Below are 25,630 nucleotides of genomic sequence, written 5' to 3' on the forward strand. Positions count from 1 at the left end.
TCATCTTGCTCTTTCGACACGTCATCAGTGATTCGCTTGCGCTCGCCTTCCCGATCCCCACCTGACACATCCAGTGCGCCTTTTCCTCATCGCTCACCACGACAGTCTTCAGCTAACGCGGCATGAGATGGTTTGAAGCCCTCCCCCGCAGGACGGCTCCGAAGGGCCAGATCCTTCATCTTTGCGTGCAGCACCGCTTGCCTAGAGAGTTCCTACTTCCTCCTCTGGTTCACGTTCAGGACACAACGTTCCCGATAGCCGCCAACCCGCCGTCGCAGCGAAGCGGGTCAAGGTGGAGCGCCTTGGACGCGCGAAGCGCTCGATGGCGACGACCTTGACGCGCGTAGCGGAGACGGCCACAATCGAGCGGCGGGAAAGGAGGGATCCTGCACCAAAATAGGAGGACACGCCAAAGGCGATCTTTCAGAAAGACCCGGGTGGTGTCAATTCGTTGAGGCCGCCCGCTCGTGCGGGATCACCAGCGGGGTACCGGTTCGGGGATCAGGGACCACGTCGCAGGCCAGGCCGAACACCTCCCGTACGCGGTCGGCGGTCACCACCTGCTCGGGGGGTCCGTCGGCGACCACCGCTCCCCCGTCCATCATCACCAGGCGGGTGGCGAACCGGGCCGCCTGGGCGAGGTCGTGCAGGACCGCGACGACGGTGCGGCCGCGCCGGTGCAGGTCGGCGAACAGCTCCAGCAGGTCGTACTGGTGCGCGATGTCCAGGTAGGTGGTGGGCTCGTCCAGGAGCAAGGCCGCGCTGTCCTGGGCCAGGACCATCGCCACCCAGGCGCGCTGGCGCTGTCCACCGGAGAGCGCGCCCACCTGGACGTCGGCGAGGTCGGCCAGCCCGGTGAGTTCAAGGGCGCGGGCAATGGCCGTCTCGTCCTCCGGACTCCACTGCCGCAGCAGGGTGTGATGCGGGAAGCGGCCCCGCGCGGCCAGCGCCCGGACCGTGATGCCCTCGGGCGCGAGAGGGCTCTGCGGCAGCAGCGCGAGCTGGCGGGCGACCGCCTTGGGCCGCTGGGAGCGCACGTCGCGCCCGTGCAGGAGCACCTTGCCCGCCTGCGGCCGGTTCACGCGACCGAGGGCCTTCAGCAGCGTGGACTTTCCGCAGCCGTTGGGGCCGACGATGACGGTGAACTCGCCTTCGGCGACGGTCAGGTCCAGGTCGCGCACGACCGGGTCTCCCCCGTACCCCAGGGTGAGGCTTTCCGCGGTCAGGACCGGTGCGGTCTCTCGGCAACTCACAACTTGCCCTTTCGCCATTCACGGATGAGGAGGTAGCCCAGGTAGAAGCCGCCGATCGCCATGGTGAAGACGCCGACGGGCAGGCCTTCGCCGACCGGTGCCTGCTGGACGGCGAGGTCGGCGAGGACCAGGAGCAGCGCGCCGGTCAGGCCGGACAGCACCAGGTTCGGCCCGGGTGCGGAACTCAGGCGCCGGGCGATCTGGGGCGCGGTGAGCGAGAGGAAGGCGATGGGCCCGGCCACCCCCACCGCGGCGGCGGACAGGACCACCGAGAGCACCACCGCGGCGGTGCGGCTTGCGGAGGCGCGGGCGCCGAGCGAGTCGGCCAGTTCGTCGCCCATCTCGTTGACGGGGATCGGCCCGGCCAGTGCGAGGACTAGGGGCAGCGCCAGGAGGAGCGTGCCCCAGATGGTGGCGGCATGCTCCCAGGAGCGGGCGCCCAGGCTGCCGTTGATGTAGGACGCGAGGACACTGGCCTCGTCGCGCGCCATAACCGAGACGACGAAGTGGGTGAAGGCCTGCGCCATGGCGGCCACGCCGATCCCCGCGACGATGAGCCGACCGGGGTTGCGCAGTCCGGTGCCGGTCACCGTAGCCACGACCACGATGGCCAGGACGGCCCCGGCCAGCGCGCCCAGCGGAACGGGGACGACACCGGGGAGCATGAGCGCGGCGCAGGCCGCACCGGCGCCGGCCCCCGCGCTGATCCCGATGACGTCGGGGCTCCCCAAGGGGTTGCGGGTCACCGACTGGAAGAGCGCGCCGGCCAGGCCCAGGGCGAGCCCGGTGCCCGCGGCCACGGCCAGCCGGGGGCCGCGCAGCCGTTCGAGCGCGAAGAGGTGGGTGGCCTCCCCCTGCCCGGACAGGACGGCGGGAAGCTGGGTGACCGGAACACCGAGGCGGCCCAGGCTCAGAGTGGCGGCGGCCGCGGCGAGGAGGGCCGCCAGGAGGAGCACGGCCACCACGACCGAGCGCGGATGGACGGGCAGGGCGAGAAAGCGGCCCACCCGCAGGACGGGCCCGGTGGGGCGCGGTCCGGTCTGGTGGTTCACGAGCTCCCCCGCATCTTCCGGACCACGTACAGCAGGACGGGGGCTCCGACGAAGGCCGTGACCACACCCACCATGAGCTCCGCTGGGCGCACCAAGGTGCGGCCCAGGACGTCGGCGAGCAGCAGCAGGGTGGGACCGACCAGGAGGGCGAAGGGCACTTGGAGCCGGAAGTCCACACCGACCAGGCCTCGGACCACGTGGGGAACGGCCAGGCCGACGAAGGCGATGGGGCCGGCGGCAGCGGTGGCCCCCGCCGCGAGCATGGTGCCCGCCAGCAGACCGCCCGAACGCGTCCAGAACACGTTGGCCCCCGTGGCCACGGCGGCCTCCTCACCCAGGGCCAGGGCGTTGAGACCGCCCATGACCAGCAGGGCCATGAGCAGGCCGAGGCCGACCACCGGCAGGACCGAGAGGATGACGTCGTACCCGCGTCCGGCCAGTGAACCCACCACCCAGTGGCGGTAGCTGTCGAAGACGTCGGGCATGCTCAGCGCGACCGCCTGCACGTAGGCGTGGAGTACCGCCGAGACCACGGCACCGGCCAGGACCAGGCGGACCATGCTGCCGTCGCCGCCGCGCGAGCCCACCGTGTAGGCGGCCAGTCCCGCGAGGAGTGCGCCGGGCAGCGCCCACCAGACACTGGCCGCGACGGAGGTGGGGCCGAGCACGGCGGTGACGGTGACCACCGCTGCGGCCGCCCCCGAGTTGACACCGAGCAGCCCGGGGTCGGCCAGCGGGTTGCGGGTGACGCCCTGCATGAGGGTTCCTGCCAGGGCCAGCGCGGCCCCGGCAACGATGCCGAGGAGGGTGCGGGGGTAGCGGCTCTCGACCACCGTGGTGGTGAAGGAGTCGGCTTCGCCGGAGAGCACCTGCCACACCTCGACCGGCGAGGTGGGTCGGCCGCCCGCGACCAGGCTGAGGAGGACTGCCCCGGCCAGAGCCGCCGCGCCGGCGCCCAGCATGAGGGCTGCGCGGGCGGGCCCGGCCCGGTGCGGTGCCGTTCGTGTCTTCACGTTCGCCTTGCCGAGGTGCTCTTTCGTCAGTGGGTCGACCGGTGTGCCGCGGGTGGATCAGCCGTCCACGTTCTCGGCGGCCTCCTCGATGAGGGGCACGTAGCGGTCGATGGCCCAGGGGACGGTGAGCGGGTTGATGAGCGAGGATGCGGTGACGAAGGCGTTGTCCTCGCTGGAGACCACGGCACCGCTCTCCACGGCGGGGATGGCGCCGTACAGCTCCTGCGCCTCGATCTCCTCGCGGGACTCGGCGTCGCTGTAGAACGTGAAGATCAGGTCGCTGTCGGAGAGCTCGTCGGCGTTCTCCAGGCCGATGAGGGCGGAGTCGGTGCCCTCGGTCTCGGGGAAGGTCTCGACGACCGGGTCGACCTCGAGTCCGAGGCCGCGGACCATGGCCACGCGCTGCTCGTCGGGCAGGAAGACGCCGAGGGTGCCGGGGCCGTCGGTGTAGATGTAGGAGAAGCTGAGGTCGGCGAACCCCGGGTTGTCGGCGGCGGCCTCCTCGAAGCGCCCCTCGATCTCCTCGATGAGCTCACCGGCCTCGTCGGGTTGGCCGAGGGCCTCCCCGATGATCTCGATCTGCTCGTCCCACTCGGTGCTCCAGGGCAGGTCGGGGTAGGCAACCGTGGGGGCGATGTCGTCGAGGATGTCGTACTGCTCCTGGGTGATGCCGGACCAAGGGGCGAGGATGACGTCGGGGGCGAGTTCGATGATCGCCTCGAAGTCGATGTCGTCCTCTCCGGCGAACTGTTCGGGGAGCTCCTCCCCCGCGTCGGTGACGGCCTCGTGGATCCACGGGAGGTAGCCGGTGTCGTCACTGCCCCAGTCGTAGCTCTCGATGCCGACCGGGACGTTGCCCAGGGCGATGGCGGTCTCGGCGGATCCCTGGCCGAGGGTGACCACGCGCTCGGGCGGCTCGGGGATCTCGGCGGTGCCGAGGGCGCTCTCGATGCTGACCGGGAAGGTACCGTCGGCTGCGTCGCCGCCCTCGGAGCCGTTCTCGGTGTCGGTGCCGCAGGCGACCAGGCCGAGGGCGAGGGCGGTGGTGAGTCCGATGCCGCCGACACTGCGCAGGGTGGAGTGCATGCTCACTGCTTTCTTCGTGACGTGGGGCGGCCTCGTCGTACTGGGCGGGCCGGTCGCGCGCTGGGGAGCGCCCCGAGGAGGGCAGCACGCTGAGTCCGGCGAAACGGGACGAACCCAGCCGGAACAAAGGTTAGTCTAACCTCACTCCGCTGTAATTCAAAAAATATGAACCGATGTGGCCCCACCGGGACCACCGAAAAAGGGTGCCCGCTCCAGTGGAACGGGCACCCGGGGTGCACGGCGGGGCCTCGATGAGTGCGGCCCCGCGGATCAGGGGCGGCGGTCGGTGAGCACGTTGCTGATCCGGCCCAGGTAGCCGGTGTACTGACGCGTGGCCATGGCACCGATGCGTTCCCGGCCTAGGAACCGGGGCGGGGAGAAGCGCATGACCGCCTCCGCCCCCGAGGCCAGCGATGCCAGTGCGACGGGCCCCCGGCGGACGGACTCGTACCGGCGCAGTGCGGCGGCGGGGTCGGCCTCGGCTCCCTCGTCGGCGAGGGCCAGGTTCAGCGCCCACGCGTCCTCCAGGGCCTGGTTGGCACCCTGGGCGGTGGACGGCGGGAAGGCGTGCGCGGCGTCGCCCAACAGGGTCGCACCGCCCTCACCCCAGACCTTGGGAACCCGGTGCCGGACGTGCTCGAACAGCCCCAGGTCGTCGTCCTTCGCATGGTCCAGCACCGTGCGCACGTCCGGGTCCGCCCAGTCACCGAAGAGCTTGCGCAGCACGCCCACCGGGGTTTCGGGACGGGCGATGTCCGGTCGCCAGCGCACGTCGAACCACCACTGAACGAGCCCCTCCCCCGCCGGCATGATCCCGCACATGCCCTGCCGCCCCTGGATGACCGCCGAGACCGTGCCCGCCGCCAGATCCGAGGGCACACGGGTCAGCGCCTGCCAGCTCGCCCACCCGGTGGGGCGGGCGGGGTCGCCGTCCCACAGGTCGCGGCGGGCCGCCGAACGGACCCCGTCGGCCCCGACCACCACGTCGCCCGTGGCGCTGCTGCCGTCACCGAAGAGCGCGCTCACGGTGCCGTCCGGGTTCACCCGCACCCGGGTGCAGATCCGACCGAAGCGGACCGTGCCCTCGGGCAGCCCTTCGGCGAGGAGTTCGAGCAGCGCACGCCGCGGCACTGTGCGGCATTCGAACCCGTAGTGGTCGCGGACCGCGTCCACGTCGAGCGTGTACCGCACCCGCCCGGAGGGGTCGCGGTTCTCCAGGCCGCCGATGCGGCGGCCGATGCCGGAGATGTCCACGCCCAGGGACCTGAGGGCCGCGGTGCCGTTCGAGTACAGGCCCAGACCGGCACCGTCACCGCGCGGTTCGGGTGCACGCTCGTGGACCTCGACCTCGTGGCCGTGGCCGGTGAGGCCTCGGGCCAGGGCGAGTCCGCCCACCCCCGCCCCGACGATGACGATCCTCATGCGCAAAGCCCCAATCCCACTCGTTCGGCTGCCAACACAGTACTGACCGGCCGGTCACCGCATCAGGTGGACCCGGGACTCCCAAGGGCGCAGCGGGGCGAGTGCGCGCTCTGGCGCGGGGTAGTTGCCGATGAGCAGCTCCGGGTGGGATCCCACGAGGTCCTCCGGAAGGTCCAGCTCGGCGGTCTCCTCGCTCCAGTTGGCCACGACCAGCAGGACCTGGCCGTTCAGGGACCGGGTGTAGGCGTAGACCCGGGGGTCCTCCTCCAGCAGCGGGGCGAAGCGGCCGTGCACGACAACCGGGTACTCCTTGCGGAGCGCGATCAGGCGGCGGTAGTGGTGGAAGACCGAGCCCTGGTCGGCGACCGCGGCCTCGGCGTTGATCTCGGTGTGGTTGGGGTTGACCCCGATCCACGGTGTCCCGTCGGTGAACCCCGCGTGGGTCCCGGAGTCCCACTGCATGGGGGTGCGCGCGTTGTCGCGGCTCATGTCGGCGATCCCGGCCATGGCGGCCGCCTCGGGAACCTTGCCGGTCTCCACCATGGTGCGGTGGTAGTTGAGGGTCTCCAGGTCCCGGTAGTCGCCGAGGTCGGTGAAGTGGGCGTTGGTCATGCCCAGCTCCTCGCCCTGATAGACGTACGGGGTGCCCTGCATCATGTGCAGGGTGGTGGCCATCGCGGTCGCCGACTCCACCCGGTACCGACCGTCGTTGCCGAAACGCGAGACCACGCGGGGCTGGTCGTGGTTGTTCCAGTACAGGCTGTTCCAGCCCCGGTCGTTGAGCCCCACCTGCCAGCGGTTCAGGGAGGCCTTGAGCCGGACCAGGTCCAGCGGGACCGGGTCGAACTTGCCGCCGGGACCGTGGTCGAGGTCCATGTGCTCGAACTGGAACACCATGTCCAGCTCCCGGTTGACGGGGTTGGTGTGGATGCGGGCCTGCTCCACGCCCACCCCGGGCATCTCCCCTACGGTGAGCACGTCCCGCCCGGCGAAGCACCTCTCGTGCATCTCGTGCAGGAACTCGTGCAGGCGCGGCCCGTTGATGGCGTGGTCGGCGAAGATGCCGTAGTCGCCCAGCACGGGGCCGTCCGGGAGCTTCGGGTTCTTGGAGACGAAGTTGATGACGTCCATCCGGAACCCGTCGGCGCCCCGGGCCAGCCACCACAGGGCCACTTCGTGCAAGGCCGCACGGACCTTCGGGTTCTCCCAGTTCAGGTCGGGCTGGCCCGGGCTGAACAGGTGGAGGAAGTACTCGCCGCGGTCGTCGTCGAAACTCCAGGCGGGCCCGGAGAAGACCGAGCCCCAGTTGTTGGGCGGGCCGCCGTCACGGCCGGGGCGCCAGAAGTAGAAATCCCGCTTGTCCTCGTCGCCCGCGCGGGAGGCGGTGAACCACGGGTGCCGGTCACTGGTGTGGTTGATGACCAGGTCCATCACCAAACGCATCCCGCGCTCGTGCAGCCCGTCACGGAGCCGGTCCCAGTCCTCCAGGGTGCCGAACCGGGGATCGATGTCGGTGTAGTCACTGATGTCGTAGCCGTTGTCGTCCCACGGTGAGGGGTAGACCGGCGACAGCCACACCACGTCCACGCCGAGCTGGTGCAGGTAGTCCAGTTTCTCGATGATCCCCGGCAGGTCACCGATACCGTCGCCGTTGCTGTCGTTGAAGCTGCTCGGATAGATCTGGTAGACCACGCTGGACTTCCACCAGTCGGTACCGGGTTCGGGCATGGGGTTTCCTCCGTTGGCTCTGGGGCGCCCATTCAATCGCCGCGCGCGCCCGCACGGAAGGGGAACCGCCCAACGGGATCCCCGGCGAGCTCCGTGACCTGGGCGTTCCAGGCACCCTCAAAGGTTTCAGATAGCCGGAGGGGGCGTGCCGAACTTATCGTTCTGTAACCGGCCCAGGCCGGCAACAGAAGGGAGAACGACTATTCGAAGGATCTTCAGCGCGCTCGCGCTTACCGTGAGCGCTGTGTTCGCAGCAGCGCTGCTCCACGCCCCGAGCGCCGCTGCCACCCCAGACATGAGGACCGGCAACGACCTCTTCGACTCCTCGTGCCGAACCCACGGGAGCGCCACTGTGTGCGTCAACGTGTGGGAGGTCGACGGGCAGATCAGCGTGTCCGGGGCCATCTATGAGGGACAACCGCACACTCGACCGCTCGGTGACGAACCCGGGGCGCGCAACCCCGGCGTCCACCTGCAGTTCAGCGGCGGCAAGCCCTTCGGTGGCGAAACGGACCTGTCCACCCAGCGGTACATCGTGGACCCCGGGACCACGATCCAGGCCCGCGCGTCCTTCACCTTGAAGGACGGCGGCCGGTACGTCGCCGCGCCGAGCGGGTTCGTCACCGTCCCCTGATCCCGATATCTCTCCACCCCCCCTGTGCCCGGTGTGTGATGGGGCCCGGCTAGTCGGTCGGGCCCTTGACCTTGCACGGGTCCGCTCCACTGCCGCAGAACCGTCCGAGAGGGGGAAGCACAGGCGCGCCGCGCCCGGCGACACCCCCTTCCCCCACCGGAGCGAGATCGTGAGCAGGTCACCCTTACCCGCCGACGGCCTCCCGCGTGCAGGCGACGTGTGCGCGGAGGCGGAGATATGACGGCCATCACGGTCCACGAAGACTACGAGGACGGCGGGGTCGCGTTCACCCCGTTCCAACTGGCACGCGGTGAGTCCAGCGGGTTCGGGCGCGGCGGCGACGGGATGCGGGTGCACCTCCTCTTCGCGGCCGGGGACAGGGCGGTGGCTCGGAGAGCGGGCATCATCGAGTCCTTGGGCTACCACTGGCGGCTTACCAACACCAGCGGCACCCGGACCTATGTCGTGGAGCACACCGACCCCGTCTCCGGTTTCGTGCAGGTGCGTCCGGGAGGCCGTGGCATGGTCATCCCCTTCGAAACATCGCGGGTCAGGATCCCCGGGGCAGACCGGGAGTACCGCTTCCTGGTGCTCGTGCCCGAACTCCCCTTCCAGCCCCCGCGGTCCCAGAGCGAGGAACACAGTTCTCTCGCTCCCTTCGGGCTGGACCCGTGGAACGGCTACTTCCGGGTCATGGTCGCGTTCTGCGAACCGCGCCTACGGGACCCGTCCTGCCTGCGCATCCCGAGCACCAACGAGGTCTCGCGGAGGTTGGACGCCTCGGTGAGCGCGGTGAACGGGCAGATCACCTACCTCATGGAGGAGAAGCTCCGGCTGCCGCACAGCGGTAAGGGACCGGGGGTCGCGTGGCGCCAGCGGGTCCTCGTGGATTACGCACTCCGGTTCGGGCTCGTCACCAAGGAACACCTGCGCGTCCTCCCTGAACCTGACGAGTAGGGCGTTCCGGAACCGGTCGCTGCAACGGGCACCCTGAAAGGTTGCGGATTACGGCAAGGGCCCCTCCCGACCTACAGTCGACTCAACCGCCGAACCACTCAGCGGACCCCCGAAGGAGGAGAACCCTTGCGTACCCCCCTGACCGCCGCAATCGGCACGATCGCCGGCGCGGCCCTCGCCGCTTCCCTGCTCTTCGCACCCAGCGCCGCGGCCGAGGACGCGATCTACCCTAACCCGGACTACTACGGCCTGCCCCACTCCTGCAAGGGCTTCAGTGAGGTCGACCGCAGCTACGTCTGCATCTGGTTGAACGACCTGCCCAACGGCCGCCTCGTGCAGGGGACCGTGCACGCCGCGGGCACCAACGAGATCAAGGACGCGACCGTCTATCTGGTCCCTGAGAACGAGATCGGCGAGCACAAACCGCTCCGTACCTGGAGCGGCCAGGACGGGATCTACACGGCCTGGCAGCCACTGCCGAAGACCAACGAACGGATCCAGATCCGGGCGACGTACTTGTCCCCAGACGGGCGTTGGCTCCAGATGGCCGGGAGCGGCTACCTGTAAAGACCCTTGCCCAATGAGTAGCGTCCCGACGTGTGCCCTGGCCCTAGGCCCGCTTCCCGGTACCCCGCACCGTCCGCACTGTCGGCGGTGCGGTCTCGTGTCCTCGGTACCCGCGCGTCCTCGAAAATCCAGTGTCACCCCGTGCTGAATCCCGGTAGGGTCGGCGTCACCTGCTCGGACAGGGCCAGGGGAAACACCCGAGACGAGAGGACTCACCGCCATGTGCCTGCACGGAACCGGTGAGACCGTACGCTCCCGCACCGACGGCTTCGCCCCCGCCGGACCGCCGAAGCCACCGACCGCGCCCCGCCCCTGGCCGAAGGGCTTCCGGACGGTGGTCGATCTCAGTCACACGATCTCCCCCGGCATGCCGTCCTGGGACGAGGACAAGCCGGTGCGGGAGACCCTTGCTCCGCCCGCACCCGAGGGAGAGTTCGGGTTCTACGTGCAGCGGTGGAGCATGTCCGAGCACACCGGCACCCACCTGGACGCCCCCGGGCACGTGATCGGCGGCGGGCGCCTGGTACCCGACATCGACCCGGGTGAACTCGTCGCACCGGCCGCAGTCATCGACATCCGCGCCCGAGCGGCCGAGGACCCCGACACGACGGTGACCGTGGACGACATCCACACGTTCGAACGCGTCCACGGCCGCATCCCGGCAGGTGCGGCGGTCCTGATGTGCTCGGGGTGGAGCGCACGCTGGGCGGAGGGCGACGAGCGGGTCCGCGGCGTCGACGAGGGCGGCATCTGGCACTTCCCCGGCTTCTCCCCGGACGCCTGCGCGTTCCTGGCCGAGCACCGGGGCATCGCGGGGGTCGGGGTGGACACCCTCAGCACCGACCCCGGCAACTCCGCCGAGTTTCCCGCGCACGAGGCGGTGGGCCGGGCGGACCGCTGGGGTTTGGAGGCCCTGACCGGCCTCGAGCAGCTGCCGCCCAGCGGGGCGCTGATCTCCGTGGGTGTGCTGCCCGGCTTGGACGCCTCCGGCGGTCCCAGCCGGGTGCTCGCCATGTTCTGAGGGGGTACCGCCCGCCCGGTCAGGTACTTCTGGGCCACGGGACCGCGCGGTCGGGGGTCCACTCGAGCAGCATGATGGTGGTGTCGTCGGTGAAGCTGCCGCGCTGGTGGTCGTGGATGGCGTGGATGAGGCGCCGCAGGGTCTCGGGGGCGGGTTCGTTGGCGGAGGTGGCGCGGATGACGAACTCGGCGAACCGGTCCAGGCCGAACATCCTCCCTTCGCTGTCGTGCGCTTCGGTGACACCGTCGGTGTAGAGGAGGACCTGGTCGCCGGGTTCGAGAGCGATCTCGTGGACGGTGCGCGGGTTGGCGTCGGGGACGATCCCGTCCAAGCCCAGCGGGGGCTCGGGGGTGCGGTCCATTGCCTCCTCCACGAGGCGCTGGCGGCGGATGAGCAGCGGCGCCGGGTGGGCGCAGTTGGCCCAGGAGAACACACCGGTGGACAGGTCGAGGTTGGCGAAGACCGCCGTGCAGAAGCGTTCCGGGAGCCAGGTGCCCAGCGCCCGCTCCACGTTGTCGGTGAGTTCGGTCAGGTCGGCCCCGTTGCGGCGGGCGCTGCGGGCACCGGCCATGGCCACTGACGCGGTCAACCCGGAGGCGAGGTCGTGGCCCATGGCGTCGAGGATGACGGCGTGCAGGGTGTTGCGGGTGATGGAGTGGTCGAAGGCGTCGCCGCCCAGCTCGTAGGCGGGTTCGAGGACGGCGGTGGAGAGCCCGCGGGTGGTACCGAGGGTGCGCGGCGGCAGGAAGGCGCGCAGCATCTCGGTGCGGAGCTGCACGTTGCGGGTGCGGGTGCGGCGGACGTAGGTGTCGCTGTAGGCGCGTTTGGACGTGACGACCAGGGCGAGCAGTGCGGCGAGGGTCTGGCAGCGGCGGAACGTGGGTTCGTCGAGCCGGGGCGTGCGGATGTGCAGGACGCCCATGCGGTCGGCGCCGTCCTTGAGGGGGAGCCAGAGGCTGAGTTCCTCGGCCCCGCCTTCGACCAGGCGCAGGGCGTCGGTCCGGAAGGCCTCCCCCGCCACGGTGGAGTCGACGTCGAGGATGGGGCCGCCGGTAAGCGGGACGAGTAGTCGTTGCTGCAGGTCGACCAGGTGCACGGTGATCTTTCCGAGGCCGATCGCGGTGCCGTAGCGGTTGGCGGCCTCCAGAACATCGATGGGTCCGCTCCCGTGCACGGATCTGATGAGTTCCTCGAACAGGAGCTCGCTCTCGCTGAGCGGTGTCACATCGTCCATGCCTCCACCTCCCTGGGTCCTCAGTGTCACACCGGCGGGCCCCGGTGCCCAGGGTTCGGTCTCGCGTGTTCCTTGGCTGGTCACACCGGTGGCTTCGGTTTCACCCCCAGCTTAGTCAACCAGGATTGACTTTCGTGGGTGGTCAACCTAAGTTGACATCAGGGCCTGACCCCGGGCCAGCACACGACCCTTGGAGGCGTCATGGACCACGGCACCGTCCGATCCGCGCTCGCCCTGGCCGTCAGTACCGACCTACCCGTCCTGCTGTGGGGCCCGCCCGGCACCGGCAAGTCCGCCACCGTCCGCGCACTGGGACATCGACTGGGCCTGCAGGTGGAGGTGGTGGTCGGCTCGGTCCGCGAACCCGCCGACTTCTCCGGCCTCCCGGTCGTCCACAGCGGCGGCACTCACTTCGCACCACCGAGGTGGGCCGAACGGCTCGCCGAGGCCGGATCGGGCCTGCTCTTCCTCGACGAACTCACCACCGCCCCGCCCGCCGTACAAGCCGCCATGCTGCGAGTGGTGCTGGAGCGGACCGTGGGAGACCTCGCCCTGCCCGACGGCGTGCGTATCGTGGCCGCCGCCAACCCGCCGGGGCTGGCCGCCGACGGCTGGGAGCTCTCCGCGCCCCTGGCCAACCGGCTCGTCCACCTGGACTGGGAGGTGGCCGCCGCCGACGTCTCCAGGGGCTTCGTGCACGGCTTCGACACCGAGGGCGAAACCGCGGCCGGGCCCGGGCCGGTGGCCCCTTCGACGCGCATCGCCGAGGCCCGGGCCGCTGTCGGCTCCTTCCTGAGGGTCCGGCCCGAACTGGTCCTCGATGTCCCCGGCTCTCCCGAACGCGCGGGCCGCGGCTGGCCCAGTCCGCGCACCTGGGAGATGGCCGCGACCGCCCTCGCGGCCGGGGACGGTCCCGGGAACCCTGGGGGAAACACGGCCCGGAACCCGGTGGTCGCCGCTCTGGTGGTCGGAGCAGTGGGCGAGGCCGCCGGGCTCGAACTGCTCTCCTGGTTGCGCACCCTCGACCTCCCCTCCCCCGAGAAGCTGCTCGCCGACCCCGACCATCCCCTCCCCGACCGGGTCGACCGGTTGCACGCCCTGCTCTGCGCGCTGTCCGCGCACGTCACCGCGGACGGATCGCCCGCCGTATGGGAAGGGTCCTGGGAGGTGGTGGCCCGGGTGGCGCGCACCGCCCCCGACGTGGCTGCCGACACTGCGCGCACCCTGGCGGCCCGGCGCCCGGACGGGGCGGTCCCACCCACCGCCCTGCTCGAGCTGGCTCCGGTACTGCGCTCCGCGGGGCTGATGCCATGAGCACCGAACACACACCCCCGGCGCTGGAGCGGTTCGCCGCGGCCCGGCTGTGGGCAGCTCACCGGGCTCCGTACCTGGCTCGGGCACTGTTCGCACTCACCCCGGTCGTGGTGGAGCCCCTGCTGGACGAGGCCACCGGTACCCCCGTCTCCGACCCCGGCCTTCGGGCCTTCCCAGCCGACGCCTCCTGGCGCGTACACGTGGATCCGGGTACCGCGGCGGCCACCCCGGTGGGCGAGTTCGGGTGGTGGCTGCTGCACGGAGTGGGGCACCTGGTCCGCCGCCACCACGAACGCGCTCCTGACGCGGGAGCCGCTCCCGAGGAGGTGCGCCGGTGGAACCGAGCGGCCGACGCCGAGGTCAACGACGATCTGGAGGCCGACGGGCTGCCCACCCCTGAGGGGGTGGTCTCCCCGGATGCCCTAGGGATGCCGGAGGGTCGTCTGGCCGAGGAGTACGCGTCGACGCTGGAGGTGCTGGAGGAGGCGCACACCCGAGGCGGCCGCGCGCTGGCCGACCCAGTGGACTGCGGCGGGGCGGTACACGGACTGGGCCGCACGTATGAGAGCGGCGCGGGCGAGCCGGAGTTGGACGCCCTGGACCGCGACCTCATCGAACTCGCTCTGGCCCGCGCGATCCAGGAGCGCTCAGCCGACCGCAGCGGGGTTCCGGGCGGTTGGCGGCGGTGGGCGGAGGAACGGCTGCGCCCTTCGGAGGACTGGCGGGCCCGCCTGGGTGCGGTGCTGCGCCGGGCCTCCCACCGGACCGCGGGCAGGGTGGACTTCTCGTACGCGCGCCCGTCACGCCGCTCGTCGGGCGCGGTGGTCCTGCCGTCGATGGTGGCACCGGTTCCGGAGACGGTGCTGGTCGTCGACACCTCGGGCAGCGTCTCCCGGCCGATCCTGTCGGGCTTCGTCGCCGAGACGGCGGGACTGCTCCCGCGGGGGCGCCTGCGCGTGCTCTGCTGCGACCTGCACGCCTACCCGGCACAACGGGTGCGGCGGGCCTCGGATGTGCGGCTGCTCGGCGGGGGCGGAACCGACCTGCGCGCGGGGATCGCGGCCGCGCTGGCGCTGCGGCCCCGGCCCGACCTGGTGGTGGTACTCACCGACGGCCGGACGCCGTGGCCGGAGACCAGGCCTCCGGTTCCGGTGGTGCTGGGACTGGTGGGCAGCGGTGACGCCCCGCCACCACCCGGCTGGGCCCACCCGGTTCACCTGCCCGAACGCCCCGACTGACTCGATACCCCAGGCCACTCATCAACGCACGGAGGACATCATGAGCGTCGCCTTCGACGACCACGCACCCGAGCCGGAGGACCTGCACGCGTGGACCGCCCGCGGTTTCACGGTGGCCGAGGCGCGGCGGTGGATCAACGCCGGGTTCGTCCTAGACGCCGCCGAACGGTGGCGGGAACGCGGTGTTTACCGCCCCGACCCGGCCAGGACCTGGCGGGCGGCGGGGCTGACCCCGTACACGGTAGGACCCGCGTTGCAGGCCGGAATGACGCCGGACGAGGCCGTGCGCTGGCACGAGTTGGGCTACGCCCGCGCCGAGGCCGCCGAACGGCACCTGGCCGGTGAGCGTCCGCACCCCAAGCGCCTGTTCGCGAGGCTGTTCCGCCGTGGCCGGGACCGCGACCTGGACCTGGACGACGACCAGGCCGAGACGATGTACGCGCTGCTGCGCGCAGGAGTCCGCCCCGCCCTCGCCCGTACCTACCTGGACGCGGGCTGGCGGGGCCACGAACCGGTGACGTGGGCGCGCGCCGGGGTCAACGCCACCCAGGCGGTGCTGTACCGGTCCCTGGGCTTCACTCCGAAGGAGGCATCCCGGCTGGCCGAGACGGGTCGGGACGCCGAGGAGTTGCTTCGAACCTGGTGGGACGCGGGGGTCCCGCGCTCGGACGTGGCCGCCTGGGCTGTGGCCGGGTTCACGTCGGATGAGGCCGCCCGCGCTCTGGAGGATGGCCACGGCGTCGAGCAGGCCTCGGTGCTGCGAGCACTGGGCGGGCGGGAACCCCGGCCATGAGTGTCCGGGCGCGGGGCCGGTGCGGGTTTCAGCGTCGGGCAGGGCTGGATGCGGTGGTGAACGCGGCGACCGCGTGGCCGGCGCCCCGGTCCTCGGCACGGGCGACGATGCGGCCACCGAGCAAGCGGACCGCGGTCTCGGTGTCGTCGTCCGGATCGGCCACGCCCACGGCGGCGGCGACCCCGGGGTCGAGGACGATCCGCGGCCGTGCCCAGGCCCGCGCCGGGAAGGAGTGGGACAGGCAGCCGCGCAGTTCGGCGACGACCAGCCGGACCAGCGGGAGGAGTTCGGCGGGCTCGGCGGTCACGGGGACGACGGTGACCGGGACGTCCTCGCCCGCAGCGCGCAGGGCCTCCTCCACCGCCGCCAACCGGTGCAGTCCCAGCGCCACGACGACCCCGTCGTCCACCGTCACCCGTTCTCCGTGCAGGGCGTCGATTGCGGCGGTCGGAGACCAGGGCTGGTCCACGGCTCGGGCGTCCGGAATGTGGGCGATGTGCGGCAGTGGCCAGGCGTCGTCCAGCTCCAGACCGGCGAGCCTCTCGCAGGAGCGGATGACGGTGAAGGGGTCGGTGAAGCCCGGCGCCGCGGCGGCCAGCTGCCCGGCACCGTGCAGGCTGGTGAGCGCGCTTTCGGCCACACGGACCCGGCGGCGGTCGGGTTGGGGCTCCCGTGTTTCAGGGTGTTCCAGGGCCAGACCGAGCAGCACCGCTTGCAGGGAGGTGAGCTGTGCGAACACGCGGCTCATCCGGGGGTCGGCGACGATCTCGGCCATGAGTTCGGTGCCGACCCGCTCGTCGTTGCCGGTGAGCGGCAGTTGGGCTACCCAGGCGCGGGCGAAGGCGCCCAGGGCCTCGGTCGGGGTGGTGGCCGCGGACTCGCCGGCCGCTGCTTCGCCCAGCGGCGCCTGTTCGGCGGTGTCGGCCAGGACGGCGAGGTACAGGGCGCGTTTGCCCGGGAAGTTGGAGTACACGGCGCCCCGGGTGAGCTCGGCGCGGTCGGCGATGCGGTCGATCTTGGCATCGCGGAAGCCGCGTTCGGCGAACTCCGACCGTGCGGCCGTGAGCACCCTCGCCCGGTTGCGTTCCTGCTGCTGTGCCCTGCTGAGCCGAACCATCTTCCTCCTCGCCGCGGTACCCCTCCATCCTACGTTGAGATACCAACAGCACTCAGATACTGTGAACATTCAAATGACATGATCATTTGAATTCTTGGAGGGTGGCATGCGCCATGACTGACTACGCGTTCCGGTCCGACGGGCTGGTCAAACGCTTCGGCAAGACCACTGCCCTGGACGGGGTGGACCTGGCGGCCCGCCCTGGGTCGGTCCTCGGTGTGCTGGGGCCCAACGGGGCCGGGAAGACCACCGCCGTCCGCATCCTCGCCACCCTGGGGGGCGACCGGAATACGTGACGGATCGGCAATAGGCCCTGGGCTTGAACCTGATGGTGACGGTTTGACTACTTCCCGGACACGCTGCACCGAGTAGCGCTAGGTTGTCCGCGCCACTTCCGCTTCGTAGTCAAGGCAGGACCGATGGCGTCGATCGACCGCACCGCCTACCCCCGGTTCAAGAAGAGCGTGCCGCCCCAGGAGCTGTACGACGTCTTCACCCCCTCACCAAAGGAGATCGAGTGGGCCCAGCGCGCCACCCGCTCCGATGAGCACCTGCTCGCGCTGGTGGTCCAGCTCAAGGCCTTCCAACGGCTGGGGTACTTCCCCCGCATGGACGAGGTCCCCGACGCTGTAGTTGGTCATGTGCGCAGCCGCCTGGATCTGGCCGCCGATGTGGAGTGTGCCCACGATTCGGACCGGACCCGGCGCCACCACCGGGCACTGGTCCGCGACCGCCAGGGCGTCAACAGCGACCGCGAGGCCGCACGTGTCCTGGCCGAGGAGACCATGCGCGCCGAGGCGCGGGTCAAGGACAACCCGGCCGACCTGATCAACGTCGCCTTGGAGGAGCTGACGCGCAACAGCTTCGAGCTGCCCGGGTTCACCGTCTTGGACAAGATGGCCGCGCGGGTGCGAGCCGAGGTCAACTACGAGTTCTTCTTCGGCATCACCAAGCGCATGGGGGACGACGACATCGCCCGGATGGAAGGGCTGCTCCAGGTCCCTGCGGGACGGCGCACCTCCCCGGCCGACGACCTCAAACAGTCCGCGCGCCGCCCGTCGCTGTCGCGGTTCAAGCAGCACCTGCGGCACCTGCGCGACCTGGACCTGCTCGGGCCGACCCAGGTGTGGCTGGAAGAGGTTCCCAAGGCCAAGGTCGAGCACTTCGCCGCTGAGGCGCGGGTGCTGGATATCTCCCAACTGCGCAAGTTCAACGATGACAAGCGGATCGCGTTGGTGGTCAGCCTGGTCCACGTGGCCCGGGTGCGGGCTCGCGATGAGGTCGCGGGCATGTTCTGCCGCCGGATGGCGGCGATCCACAAGAAGGGGCGCGAGCGCCTGCAGGAGATCCGCGAACGCCAGCGGGCCGAGACCGAACGGCTGTGGGGCGTGTTCGGCCGTATGCTCTCGGGAGCCCGGGAGGCCCACGCCCACGGCGAGGCCGCCGCGTGGGCGGAGTCGGCGGTGTGCGAGCGGGCCGGGGAGCTGATGCTCAAACCGCTCGCCGACGCCGGCGGCGTCGCCAAGGTCTCGCAGGAGCACGAGGAGATCTCCGCCCACCACGGCAACAACTACACGGGCCTGATGGCGGGGTTCTACCGCTCCCACCGGGCAGCGCTGTTCGAGCTGCTGGAGGTGTTGGAGCTCAAGCCCACCAGCGCTGATGACTCGGTGCTGCGGGCGGTGGCGTTCATCCGCGCCAACCGGCACCTACGCGGTGAGTATGTCCCTGACCATCTGGAGGGCTGCGAGGCGTTGGATACCTCCTTCGTCTCCGAGCACTGGGCCAAGACGATCCGCGAGCGCGGTCGGCCGGGGGTTTTCGTGCGCCGCCAGTTGGAGGTGTGCGTGTTCTCCTACCTGGCCTCGGAGCTGCGCACGGGGGACGTGGCTGTGGTGGGGGCCGACTCCTACGCCAGCTTCCTGGACCAGCTCATGAGCGCCGAGGAGGCCCAGGGCAAGATCGCCGCCTACTGCGCCGAGGCGGGCATCCCCGACACGGCCGACGGGCTGTGCGACATGGTCCGGGGCCTGCTGGACGCGCACGCCGCGCGCACGGACGCCGCCTACCCTGACAACGCCGACCTGGCGATCGACGAGGACGGGGTGCCCACGCTCAAGCGGCGCCGCGGCCGCGAGCGCACCGCCTCCGCGCTCGCGCTGGAGGCCGCGGTCACCGAGCGCATGGACGAGGTCGGGCTGTTGGACATCGTCACCCGGACCGCGCACTGGATCGGCTGGTACCGCCACTTCGGGCCCTTGTCGGGGTCGGACCCCAAGATCAAGGACCCGTTGGGCCGCTACTCGGTCATCGGCTTCACCTACGGCACCAACCTGGGGCCGCACCAGATGTCGCGTCACCTGCGCGGCGGGCTCTCGCCGCACGAGATCGCCGGGCCCGCCCGCGAGCACGTCACCGCGCACAAGCTGAACCGGGCCAGCGCCGATGTGGTCAACGCCTTCAGCTGCCTGGACGTCACCTACTGGTGGGGCGATGGCTCACGGGTGGGGGCGGACGGCACCCAGATCGACACCTGGGACGACAACCTCCTGGCGGAGACGAGCGTGCGGTATGGCGGGTACGGGGGGATCGCCTACCGGCACATCGCCGATTCCTATATCGCGCTGTTCTCCCACTTCATTCCGTGCGGGGTGTGGGAGGCCGTCTACATCTTCGAGGGACTGCTGCGCCAGGAGAGCGGCCTGGAGCCCGAGACGCTCCACGCCGACACCCAGGGCCAGTCCCTGCCGGCCTTCGGACTGGCCGCTTTGCTGGGGGTGGAGCTGCTGCCCCGTATCCGCAACTGGAAGGACCTGGTCTTCTACCGCCCCAGCGCCAACGCCCGCTACCGCCACATCGATGCGCTGTTCGGCGAGGACGCGGTCATCAACTGGAAACTCATACGCACCCACTGGATCGACCTGATGCGCACCGTGCTGTCCATCAAGGAGGGACGGCTGTCCAGCTCGGTGCTGCTGCGCCGCCTGAGCAACGAGTCCAAGAAGAACCGGCTGTACCGGGCGTTCCGTGAGTTGGGGCGGGCGATGCGCACCACCGTGCTGCTGCGCTACCTCAACGAACCCGAGCTGCGCGAGGGCATCACCGCCGTCACCAACCGGGTGGAGGCCTTCCACGGGTTCTCCTCCTGGCTGCGGTTCGGCAACAACGGCACCCTGGCCGACAACGACCCCGACCACATGGAGCTGCTGGTCAAGTTCAACGAACTGCTGGCCAACTGCGTGATCTTCTACAACGCCGTGGCCATCACCGCGGCCCTGACCCAGCTCAGGAACGAGGGCCACCGCGTCTACGGGCCCGACGTGGCCTGTCTGGCCCCGTACATGAGCGCGCACATCCGCCGCTTCGGCGACTACGTGCTCGATGTGTCCCCGCCCGGCGCGGCCCAGGCCCACCTGGAACTGGACGAGACCGACCAGACACAAGAGAGCACGCGGTGAAGACTCACACCCCGAAGATGCAGGGCTCCCCGAGTCGTGAGGCGGCCCGACAGGTCGGCGGCCCCCGCGCGGCCTCTGTCACTTCTTGGGCGCGTCGGCTTCGGTGTCGCCGGAGCGCAGGGGCGGGGCCGTCGTCCGTCTGGACGCTGCAGCGCCCAGCGAGGATAGGCTGAGAGCGCTACTCCCCGGGAGAGCCGACGGCATACAGCACGGTAACCGATCACGCTGAATGTCGGTGTGTCAGATTGTTGTTACGAGGGGTGAACGGTGATTTCGGACCAACCCGAACTCGTACTCGACCACATCGAGTGCGCCGCTCGCACCTTGGGTGCGGGCGGTCTGGTCGCGTTCCCCACCGAGACGGTGTACGGGCTCGGCGCCGATGCCGAGAATGTCGGCGCCGTGGAACGTGTCTTCACGGTGAAGGGGCGGCCGACGACGCATCCGCTGATCGTGCACCTCGGCGGCGCGCACCAGCTCGCTGAATGGGCGGCCGACGTGCCCGACACGGCGCACCTCATCGCCGAACGCTTCTGGCCGGGCCCGCTGACGCTGGTGCTTCGGCGGGCGGCCCGTGTTCCCCGTGTGGTCACCGGTGGCCTCGACACCATCGCGCTGCGGGTGCCGAACCATCCGGTCGCCTTGAAGATGCTGACGGCTTTCGGCGGCGGGGTGGCGGCGCCCTCGGCCAACCGCTTCGGCGAGGTCAGCCCTACGACGACCCGTCATGTCCATGCGGGATTGGGCGCGGACGTCGACTATGTGCTCGACGGTGGCCCGTGCTCGGTCGGCGTCGAGTCCGCCATCGTCGATCTCACGGGTGAGCCGGCGATCCTGCGCCCCGGTGGTGTGAGTCGAGAGGACCTCGAGCACGTACTGGGCCGTGCCGTGTCGGTGCGGGCCAAGAGCGCTGTCCGGGTTCCAGGCCAGTTCCCGTCGCACTACGCGCCGCGGGCCCGGGTGCTCCTGGTCGAACCGGACCGGGTCCTCGACGAAGCCGAACTGCTGGCGGCGCAAGGGCAACGGGTCGGTGTCCTTCTTCCCCCCGAGTTCGCGGGTGATGCCGTGTCGTCTTCCGCGCAGCACGTGATCGCGGTACCGGACTCGGCCGCACAGTACGCGCAGCGGCTCTATGGGTTCCTCCATGACTTCGACCGGCACGGATGCGAGGTCATCGTGGCATCACTTCCCGCCCTGGAGGGGATCGGATCGGCGATCGCGGACCGGCTCGGCCGGGCGGCCGGGCCCCGCGATCAGGCGAGTCGTGGCTCCGGCCGGTTCAGCGGTCGTTGAGGGCGGCGACGAGGTCTTCGAGGCGGGCGGCCCGGGAGGCCTTGATCAAGACGAGGTCGCCGGGGTGAAGGCCGCGGTGGAGGACGTCGTGGGCCTGCCGTGCGTCACGGACGGAGACGATGTCGAGGTGGTCGCATGCGGCGCGGGCGGCGTCGGCGATCAGGGCGGCGTGGTCATCGCCGACCACGACCAGGAGGTCGAGAGCGGCCTGTGCGGCGAGCACGCCCAGGTGGCGATGGGCTTGAGCGGCGTGCTCTCCGAGCTCGGCCATCTCTCCCAGGACCGCGATGCGGCGACGCGCGGTCACCGAGGTCAGCGCGGTGAGAGCGGCCGACATCGAGTCCGGATTCGCGTTGTACGCGTCGTGGATGAGGGTAATACCGTCATCCCGGACGATGGTCTGCATACGTCCGGCGGACCTGGGCCGTGCCTCGGTCAGCGCCTGGGCGATCATCGCGGTGTCCAGACCCAGGCCATGAGCGGTCGCCGCGACGGCGAGTGCGTTGCCGATGTGATGCCGACCGGTGAGCGAGAGCGTGACGGGCGCGGTGCCCTCGGGGGTGCACAGGGTGAATCCCGCGCGACCGTCCTGGGTGAGGCGCACGTCGCGGGCGTGCACGCGCGTCGGATGGGGGTGGTGGCTCCACCACAGAGGGCGGGCACGGGTGCGGTCCGCCATGGCTGAGACGAGCGGATCGTCGGCGTTGAGGACGGCGAGGCCGCCGTGGTCGGCGTCGGGGAGTCCGGCGACCAGTTCGCTCTTGGCCACGGCGATCCCGGCCTGTCCGTCGGGGTACTGGCCGATGTGGGCGGTGCCGACGTTGAGCACCAGGCCTACATGGGGCGTGACCAGGTCGCACAGGTAGCCGAGGTGCCCGCGGCCCCGGGCACCCATCTCCAGGACGAGGTAGCGCGTGTCGGGGGTGGCGTGCAGGATCGTGAGGGGGAAGCCGAGTTCGTTGTTGTACGAACCGCCGGTGGCGGTGACGGGTCCGTGGTGCGCCAGCACCTGGGCGGCGAGATCCTTGGTGCTGGTCTTGCCGTTCGATCCGGTGATGCCGATGACGGTCGCCGACAGGTGGCCCGCCACGTGGCGGGCCAGCGCGCCGAGCGCGACGGTGACATCGGCGACCTGGACGGCCGGGGCGGCCACCGGCCGTGAGGCGAGCACCAGCGCCGCGCCCGCGGCGATGGCGGCCGGGGCGTGGTCGTGCCCGTCGGTGTGCCGGCCGGAGAGCGCGGCGAACAGGCCGCCGGGGTGGACCCGGCGTGAGTCGATGCTTGCGGGTGCCGTGACCCACAGGAGGGGGTCGGTGCCGGCGGTCAGGCGACCTCCAGTGGCCTCGGCGATGGCGGTTGCGGTCAGAGGTATCACGTGGTTGGACTCCTGCGCGCGAAGGCTCTTGCCCGTCGGTGTCGACGTCGTCGGCGAGGACCAGGCCCGGGGTCCGCTGTTCGGCGTGTCCGGTGGCCAGTGCGACGCGTGCGTCCGTACAGGGGTGGGCGGTGGCGGTCACGCCACCTGGTCAGGGTCGATGCGGGTGCCGATGAGCACGGCCAGGAGTTCTCCGATGGCGGTGTCGCGGTCCATCGGATGGCGCAGCGGCAACTCCGCGTGCATCCGGTACCGGTTGCGGCGCCCCTCGCGCTCTCGTTCCAGGTACCCGGCTTCGACGAGATCCGCCACGATGCGCTGTGCGGCCCGCTCGGTGATGCCCACCTGCTCGGCGACATCCCGCAACCGGGCCTGGGGATCCCGCACCACGCACAGCAGTACGTGGGCGTGGTTGGTGAGAAACGTCCACTCCTGCATGCCAGTACCTTACCCCACCTTCCCGTAGTGCGTATCGCGTTTTTCGGCACGCGTATTTCATGTCGTATAACTCGTCCGGCTCTGTGGTCGCCCTCGGCTGGGCCGCCGCGGAGGTCCGTTCGCGTCGCTCGAATCTGCGCCTGATGAACGCCTCGCATGTGCCGCGCACCATCCGCTCCTTCGGTGAACCGGACGTCGTGCCATCTTCGGCTGTTCTTCGGGAACGTGCGAAGACCGCACTGGCGGAGGCCCGTCGTCGGTCGCCCTTCAGGAACCCGGGGTCGAGGTCGAGACGTCGGTGGCGTCGCCGCCCGTGTTGGATGCCCTGGAATTCGCGCCCCACGACGCCGGACTCGTGGTGTCGTCCGCGCCGGCTCGGGCTCGTGACCGCGCCGGCGGCAGGCCTTGGCCGGCGATGGATGTTCTTTGACGCTCGGCCCGGCTCACGGCTCTTCGGTGGTGTCCTCGCGCCCGGCCTCGGCGTCGTGCGCGCGAAGTGAGCCCGCGTGGGCCTTGGCCGTAGGGTCGCGGCGGGTCTTGGCCAGGCTCGCCACGGTGACCACGACCAGGATCACGATGATCACCACCAGGCTCGCCAGCGTCGGGATCTCCGGGACCCGTTCGTCCAGGTCCACGTGGGCCCAGTGCAGAAGCAGCTTCGCGCCGATGAACATCAGGATGAGCGCCAGCCCGGTCGAGAGGTACACCAGCCGGTCGAGCAAGCCCTTCACCAGGAAGAACAGTGCGCGCAGCCCGAGCAGGGCGAACGCGTTCGCGGTGAACACGATGTAGGGCTCCTGGGTGATCCCGAAGATCGCCGGGATCGAGTCCACGGCGAACAGCAGGTCGACGGTGCCGATCGCGATCAGCACGATGAGCATCGGCGTGACCACACGGCGGCCGTCGACCCGGGTGAAGATCCTGCCACCGACGAACCCGTCGGTGACCGGCAGGACCCGCCGGGCCAGACGCACCACGGAGTTGTCCTCGATCGCGGGGTCCTCGTTGCGGTGCCGGAACAACTGGATCGCCGTGTAGATCAACAGCAGGCCGAACACGAGGAACATGAAGGAGAACAGTGCCAACAGCGCGGCTCCGAGTGCGATGAACACCGCCCGCATGGCCAGGGCGAGCACGATGCCGAACGTCAGCACCTTGTGCTGATGCTCGACCGGTACCGCGAAGGTGGTGATGATGATGACGAAGACGAAGAGGTTGTCGACGGACAGGCTCTTCTCCACCAGGTAGCCGACGAAGTACTCGGTGCCGAGCTCACCGCCGTGAGCCAGGGTGAACCACACGCCGAAGATCAGGGCCACCGCGATGTAGAAGACCGACCACGCGGTCGCCTCCCGGAACCCGACGCGGTGCGGTTTCAGCGCGGCGATGGTCAGGTCTGCGCCGGTGGGCCCTGCCGACGGTCGCGTCGGTGATGTCGGACCGCGGGGTTCGATCACGGATTGCACCCGTCGCAGAACGTGGGGTCGGTGCTGACCCGACCGTCGTCTCTGGGGTGGCTGCTGCGATGAGGACACCGCTGGCATCCGTGGATGACGGCGAGGGTCTGTGATGTGGGCTCAGAGCAACTGTCGCACGGAAGGCCGGGTTCTCGGTCGACCTGGCCGTATCCGGGGGTGCCGCAGGCGGGGCACAGCGTGGCGAGGCGGTCGGTGAGCCGGTCGGCGAGCAGGCCGATCTCGCGCATGCGCGTGGGATTGAGGTGGGCGCGCATGTCGGTCTCCAGCCGGGCCAGGCCGTCCGCCGACCGTAGGGCGCACTCGTTGATCGCGGCGGCCAGTTCGGCGCGGGTCCGGATGCCTTTGCTGATAGGGCCGGGGTCCTGCGGATCGATTGGGGTGTGGGGGCGCACGATCATCGCGTGGGGGCCGAAACCGGTTCGGCCCAAGAACGCCTCGGTGGTCTCATCGAGGCGTCGGGCGGTGGTGTGGGCGAAGTTCGTGAGGCCCAGGCGGCGCTCCACGATGCACAGGTCCCGGGTGGTGTCGAGGAAGGCGAGGATCTCGTCGCCGGCACTGAGCATCGGAGCCATGGGATGCGGACCGAAGGAGCCTTCGCTGGCCACGGCGAGCCCGAGGCCGGTCGACCGTAGACCGAGGCGTGCCTTGCGCACGGCGGTCACGGACGGCGATGCCGCGCGTGGGACCTCACCGGTGAAAGTGCCCAGCTCGTCGGTGTCGACGTCGTCGGCGAGGACCAGGCGCAGACCCGGGATGCGGGCCAAGGCCGGGCCCAGGACCCTCTCCTTGGCGTGTCTGGTGGCCAGTGCGACGCGTGCGTCCGCGTAGGGGTGGGCGGTGGTGGTCACAGGGCCTCGTCAGGGCCGTTGCGGGTGCCGATGAGCACGGCCAGGAGTTCTCCGATGGCGGTGTCGCGGTCCATCGGATGGCGCAGCGGCAACTCGGGGTGCATCCGGTACCGGTTGCGGCGCCCTTCGCGCTCTCGTTCCAGGTACCCGGCTTCGACGAGGTCCGCCACGATGCGCTGTGCGGCCCGTTCGGTGATGCCGACCTGCTCGGTGACATCCCGCAACCGGGCCTGGGGATCCCGCACCACGCACAGCAGTACGTGGGCGTGGTTGGTGAGAAACGTCCACTCCTGCATATCCACCATGGCACC

At 70.5% G+C, this 25,630-nt stretch carries 22 protein-coding genes and 1 pseudogene; 10 read left to right on the forward strand and 13 right to left on the reverse strand.

Annotated elements, in window-relative coordinates; genetic code table 11:
• Positions 1-443 precede the first annotated feature (443 nt).
• The 6 genes from ACYVDG_RS04420 to ACYVDG_RS04445 all read right to left on the reverse strand — a co-directional run bounded on the left by ACYVDG_RS04420 (position 444) and on the right by ACYVDG_RS04445 (position 7,554).
• The gene (locus ACYVDG_RS04420) at positions 444-1,253 is read right to left on the reverse strand and encodes an ABC transporter ATP-binding protein (protein ID WP_460747006.1); all 810 of its coding nucleotides are present in this window, start codon (positions 1,251-1,253) and stop codon (positions 444-446) included.
• Positions 1,250-2,305, reverse strand: coding sequence for a FecCD family ABC transporter permease (locus tag ACYVDG_RS04425; protein WP_460747007.1), 1,056 nt, complete (start codon positions 2,303-2,305; stop codon positions 1,250-1,252). Before ACYVDG_RS04425 ends, ACYVDG_RS04420 begins: the two co-directional genes overlap by 4 nt.
• Positions 2,302-3,267 carry a FecCD family ABC transporter permease gene (locus tag ACYVDG_RS04430; protein ID WP_460747129.1) on the reverse strand — a complete coding sequence of 322 codons (966 nt, stop codon included), beginning with the start codon at positions 3,265-3,267 and terminating at the stop codon, positions 2,302-2,304. Before ACYVDG_RS04430 ends, ACYVDG_RS04425 begins: the two co-directional genes overlap by 4 nt.
• A gap of 108 nt (positions 3,268-3,375) precedes the next feature.
• Complete coding sequence (locus tag ACYVDG_RS04435; protein WP_460747008.1) at positions 3,376-4,404, reverse strand: iron-siderophore ABC transporter substrate-binding protein; 1,029 nt, start codon at positions 4,402-4,404, stop codon at positions 3,376-3,378.
• Between the two features lie 270 nt (positions 4,405-4,674).
• The gene (locus ACYVDG_RS04440; RefSeq protein WP_460747009.1) at positions 4,675-5,826 is read right to left on the reverse strand and encodes an FAD-dependent oxidoreductase; all 1,152 of its coding nucleotides are present in this window, start codon (positions 5,824-5,826) and stop codon (positions 4,675-4,677) included.
• A 54-nt stretch (positions 5,827-5,880) separates the two neighbouring features.
• The gene (locus tag ACYVDG_RS04445; RefSeq protein ID WP_460747010.1) at positions 5,881-7,554 is read right to left on the reverse strand and encodes a glycoside hydrolase family 13 protein; all 1,674 of its coding nucleotides are present in this window, start codon (positions 7,552-7,554) and stop codon (positions 5,881-5,883) included.
• Positions 7,555-7,798: 244 nt separating this feature from the next.
• Here ACYVDG_RS04445 and ACYVDG_RS04450 point away from each other — a divergent pair, with 244 nt between their 5' ends.
• The 4 genes from ACYVDG_RS04450 (at position 7,799) to ACYVDG_RS04465 (ending at position 10,733) form a co-directional block, all read left to right on the forward strand.
• Positions 7,799-8,188, forward strand: a complete 390-nt coding sequence (locus tag ACYVDG_RS04450; protein WP_460747011.1) for a hypothetical protein — start codon at positions 7,799-7,801, stop codon at positions 8,186-8,188.
• A gap of 237 nt (positions 8,189-8,425) precedes the next feature.
• Entirely contained in the window at positions 8,426-9,145 is a 720-nt protein-coding gene (locus tag ACYVDG_RS04455) for a winged helix-turn-helix domain-containing protein (RefSeq protein ID WP_460747012.1), read from the forward strand.
• A gap of 126 nt (positions 9,146-9,271) precedes the next feature.
• Positions 9,272-9,712 (forward strand): hypothetical protein, encoded by a 441-nt coding sequence (locus ACYVDG_RS04460; RefSeq protein ID WP_460747013.1) that lies wholly within the window; start codon positions 9,272-9,274, stop codon positions 9,710-9,712.
• 220 nt (positions 9,713-9,932) lie between these two features.
• Positions 9,933-10,733 carry a cyclase family protein gene (locus ACYVDG_RS04465; protein WP_460747014.1) on the forward strand — a complete coding sequence of 267 codons (801 nt, stop codon included), beginning with the start codon at positions 9,933-9,935 and terminating at the stop codon, positions 10,731-10,733.
• A gap of 19 nt (positions 10,734-10,752) precedes the next feature.
• Here ACYVDG_RS04465 and ACYVDG_RS04470 read toward each other — a convergent pair whose 3' ends face one another.
• Positions 10,753-11,967 carry a PP2C family protein-serine/threonine phosphatase gene (locus ACYVDG_RS04470; protein ID WP_460747015.1) on the reverse strand — a complete coding sequence of 405 codons (1,215 nt, stop codon included), beginning with the start codon at positions 11,965-11,967 and terminating at the stop codon, positions 10,753-10,755.
• A 201-nt stretch (positions 11,968-12,168) separates the two neighbouring features.
• Between ACYVDG_RS04470 and ACYVDG_RS04475 the strand changes: the two genes are divergently transcribed.
• The 3 genes from ACYVDG_RS04475 to ACYVDG_RS04485 are packed head-to-tail and all read left to right on the forward strand — an operon-like array spanning position 12,169 to position 15,312.
• Entirely contained in the window at positions 12,169-13,281 is a 1,113-nt protein-coding gene (locus ACYVDG_RS04475) for an ATP-binding protein (protein WP_460747016.1), read from the forward strand.
• Entirely contained in the window at positions 13,278-14,519 is a 1,242-nt protein-coding gene (locus tag ACYVDG_RS04480; protein WP_460747017.1) for a vWA domain-containing protein, read from the forward strand. Before ACYVDG_RS04475 ends, ACYVDG_RS04480 begins: the two co-directional genes overlap by 4 nt.
• Before the next feature lie 40 nt (positions 14,520-14,559).
• Positions 14,560-15,312: a hypothetical protein gene (locus ACYVDG_RS04485; RefSeq protein WP_460747018.1), complete on the forward strand. Its 753-nt coding sequence runs from the start codon at positions 14,560-14,562 to the stop codon at positions 15,310-15,312.
• 28 nt (positions 15,313-15,340) lie between these two features.
• Here ACYVDG_RS04485 and ACYVDG_RS04490 read toward each other — a convergent pair whose 3' ends face one another.
• Positions 15,341-16,429 (reverse strand): TetR/AcrR family transcriptional regulator, encoded by a 1,089-nt coding sequence (locus ACYVDG_RS04490; protein WP_460747019.1) that lies wholly within the window; start codon positions 16,427-16,429, stop codon positions 15,341-15,343.
• Between the two features lie 113 nt (positions 16,430-16,542).
• On the opposite strand from ACYVDG_RS04490, the pseudogene ACYVDG_RS04495 reads away from it, so the two are divergent.
• The 3 genes and pseudogenes from ACYVDG_RS04495 to ACYVDG_RS04505 all read left to right on the forward strand — a co-directional run.
• A pseudogene (locus ACYVDG_RS04495) lies at positions 16,543-16,704 on the forward strand (ATP-binding cassette domain-containing protein); the annotation flags it as partial.
• Positions 16,705-16,848: 144 nt separating this feature from the next.
• Positions 16,849-19,887, forward strand: coding sequence for a Tn3 family transposase (locus tag ACYVDG_RS04500; protein ID WP_061081151.1), 3,039 nt, complete (start codon positions 16,849-16,851; stop codon positions 19,885-19,887).
• 267 nt (positions 19,888-20,154) lie between these two features.
• The gene (locus tag ACYVDG_RS04505) at positions 20,155-21,180 is read left to right on the forward strand and encodes an L-threonylcarbamoyladenylate synthase (protein WP_358504919.1); all 1,026 of its coding nucleotides are present in this window, start codon (positions 20,155-20,157) and stop codon (positions 21,178-21,180) included.
• Here ACYVDG_RS04505 and ACYVDG_RS04510 read toward each other — a convergent pair.
• The 5 genes from ACYVDG_RS04510 to ACYVDG_RS04530 form a co-directional block, all read right to left on the reverse strand.
• Entirely contained in the window at positions 21,167-22,555 is a 1,389-nt protein-coding gene (locus ACYVDG_RS04510; protein ID WP_061081149.1) for a UDP-N-acetylmuramoyl-tripeptide--D-alanyl-D-alanine ligase, read from the reverse strand. The two genes, ACYVDG_RS04505 and ACYVDG_RS04510, sit on opposite strands and share 14 nt — an antisense overlap.
• Positions 22,556-22,693: 138 nt before the next feature.
• The gene (locus tag ACYVDG_RS04515) at positions 22,694-22,993 is read right to left on the reverse strand and encodes a winged helix-turn-helix domain-containing protein (RefSeq protein ID WP_061081148.1); all 300 of its coding nucleotides are present in this window, start codon (positions 22,991-22,993) and stop codon (positions 22,694-22,696) included.
• Between the two features lie 443 nt (positions 22,994-23,436).
• Positions 23,437-24,450: a TerC/Alx family metal homeostasis membrane protein gene (locus tag ACYVDG_RS04520; protein ID WP_460747020.1), complete on the reverse strand. Its 1,014-nt coding sequence runs from the start codon at positions 24,448-24,450 to the stop codon at positions 23,437-23,439.
• Positions 24,447-25,319 carry a DUF6671 family protein gene (locus tag ACYVDG_RS04525; protein ID WP_061081146.1) on the reverse strand — a complete coding sequence of 291 codons (873 nt, stop codon included), beginning with the start codon at positions 25,317-25,319 and terminating at the stop codon, positions 24,447-24,449. Before ACYVDG_RS04525 ends, ACYVDG_RS04520 begins: the two co-directional genes overlap by 4 nt.
• Positions 25,316-25,615, reverse strand: coding sequence for a MarR family transcriptional regulator (locus tag ACYVDG_RS04530; RefSeq protein ID WP_460747022.1), 300 nt, complete (start codon positions 25,613-25,615; stop codon positions 25,316-25,318). The genes ACYVDG_RS04525 and ACYVDG_RS04530 overlap by 4 nt, the downstream gene beginning before the upstream one ends.
• Positions 25,616-25,630 lie beyond the last annotated feature (15 nt).

The sequence above is a fragment of the Nocardiopsis oceani genome (assembly GCF_054777395.1).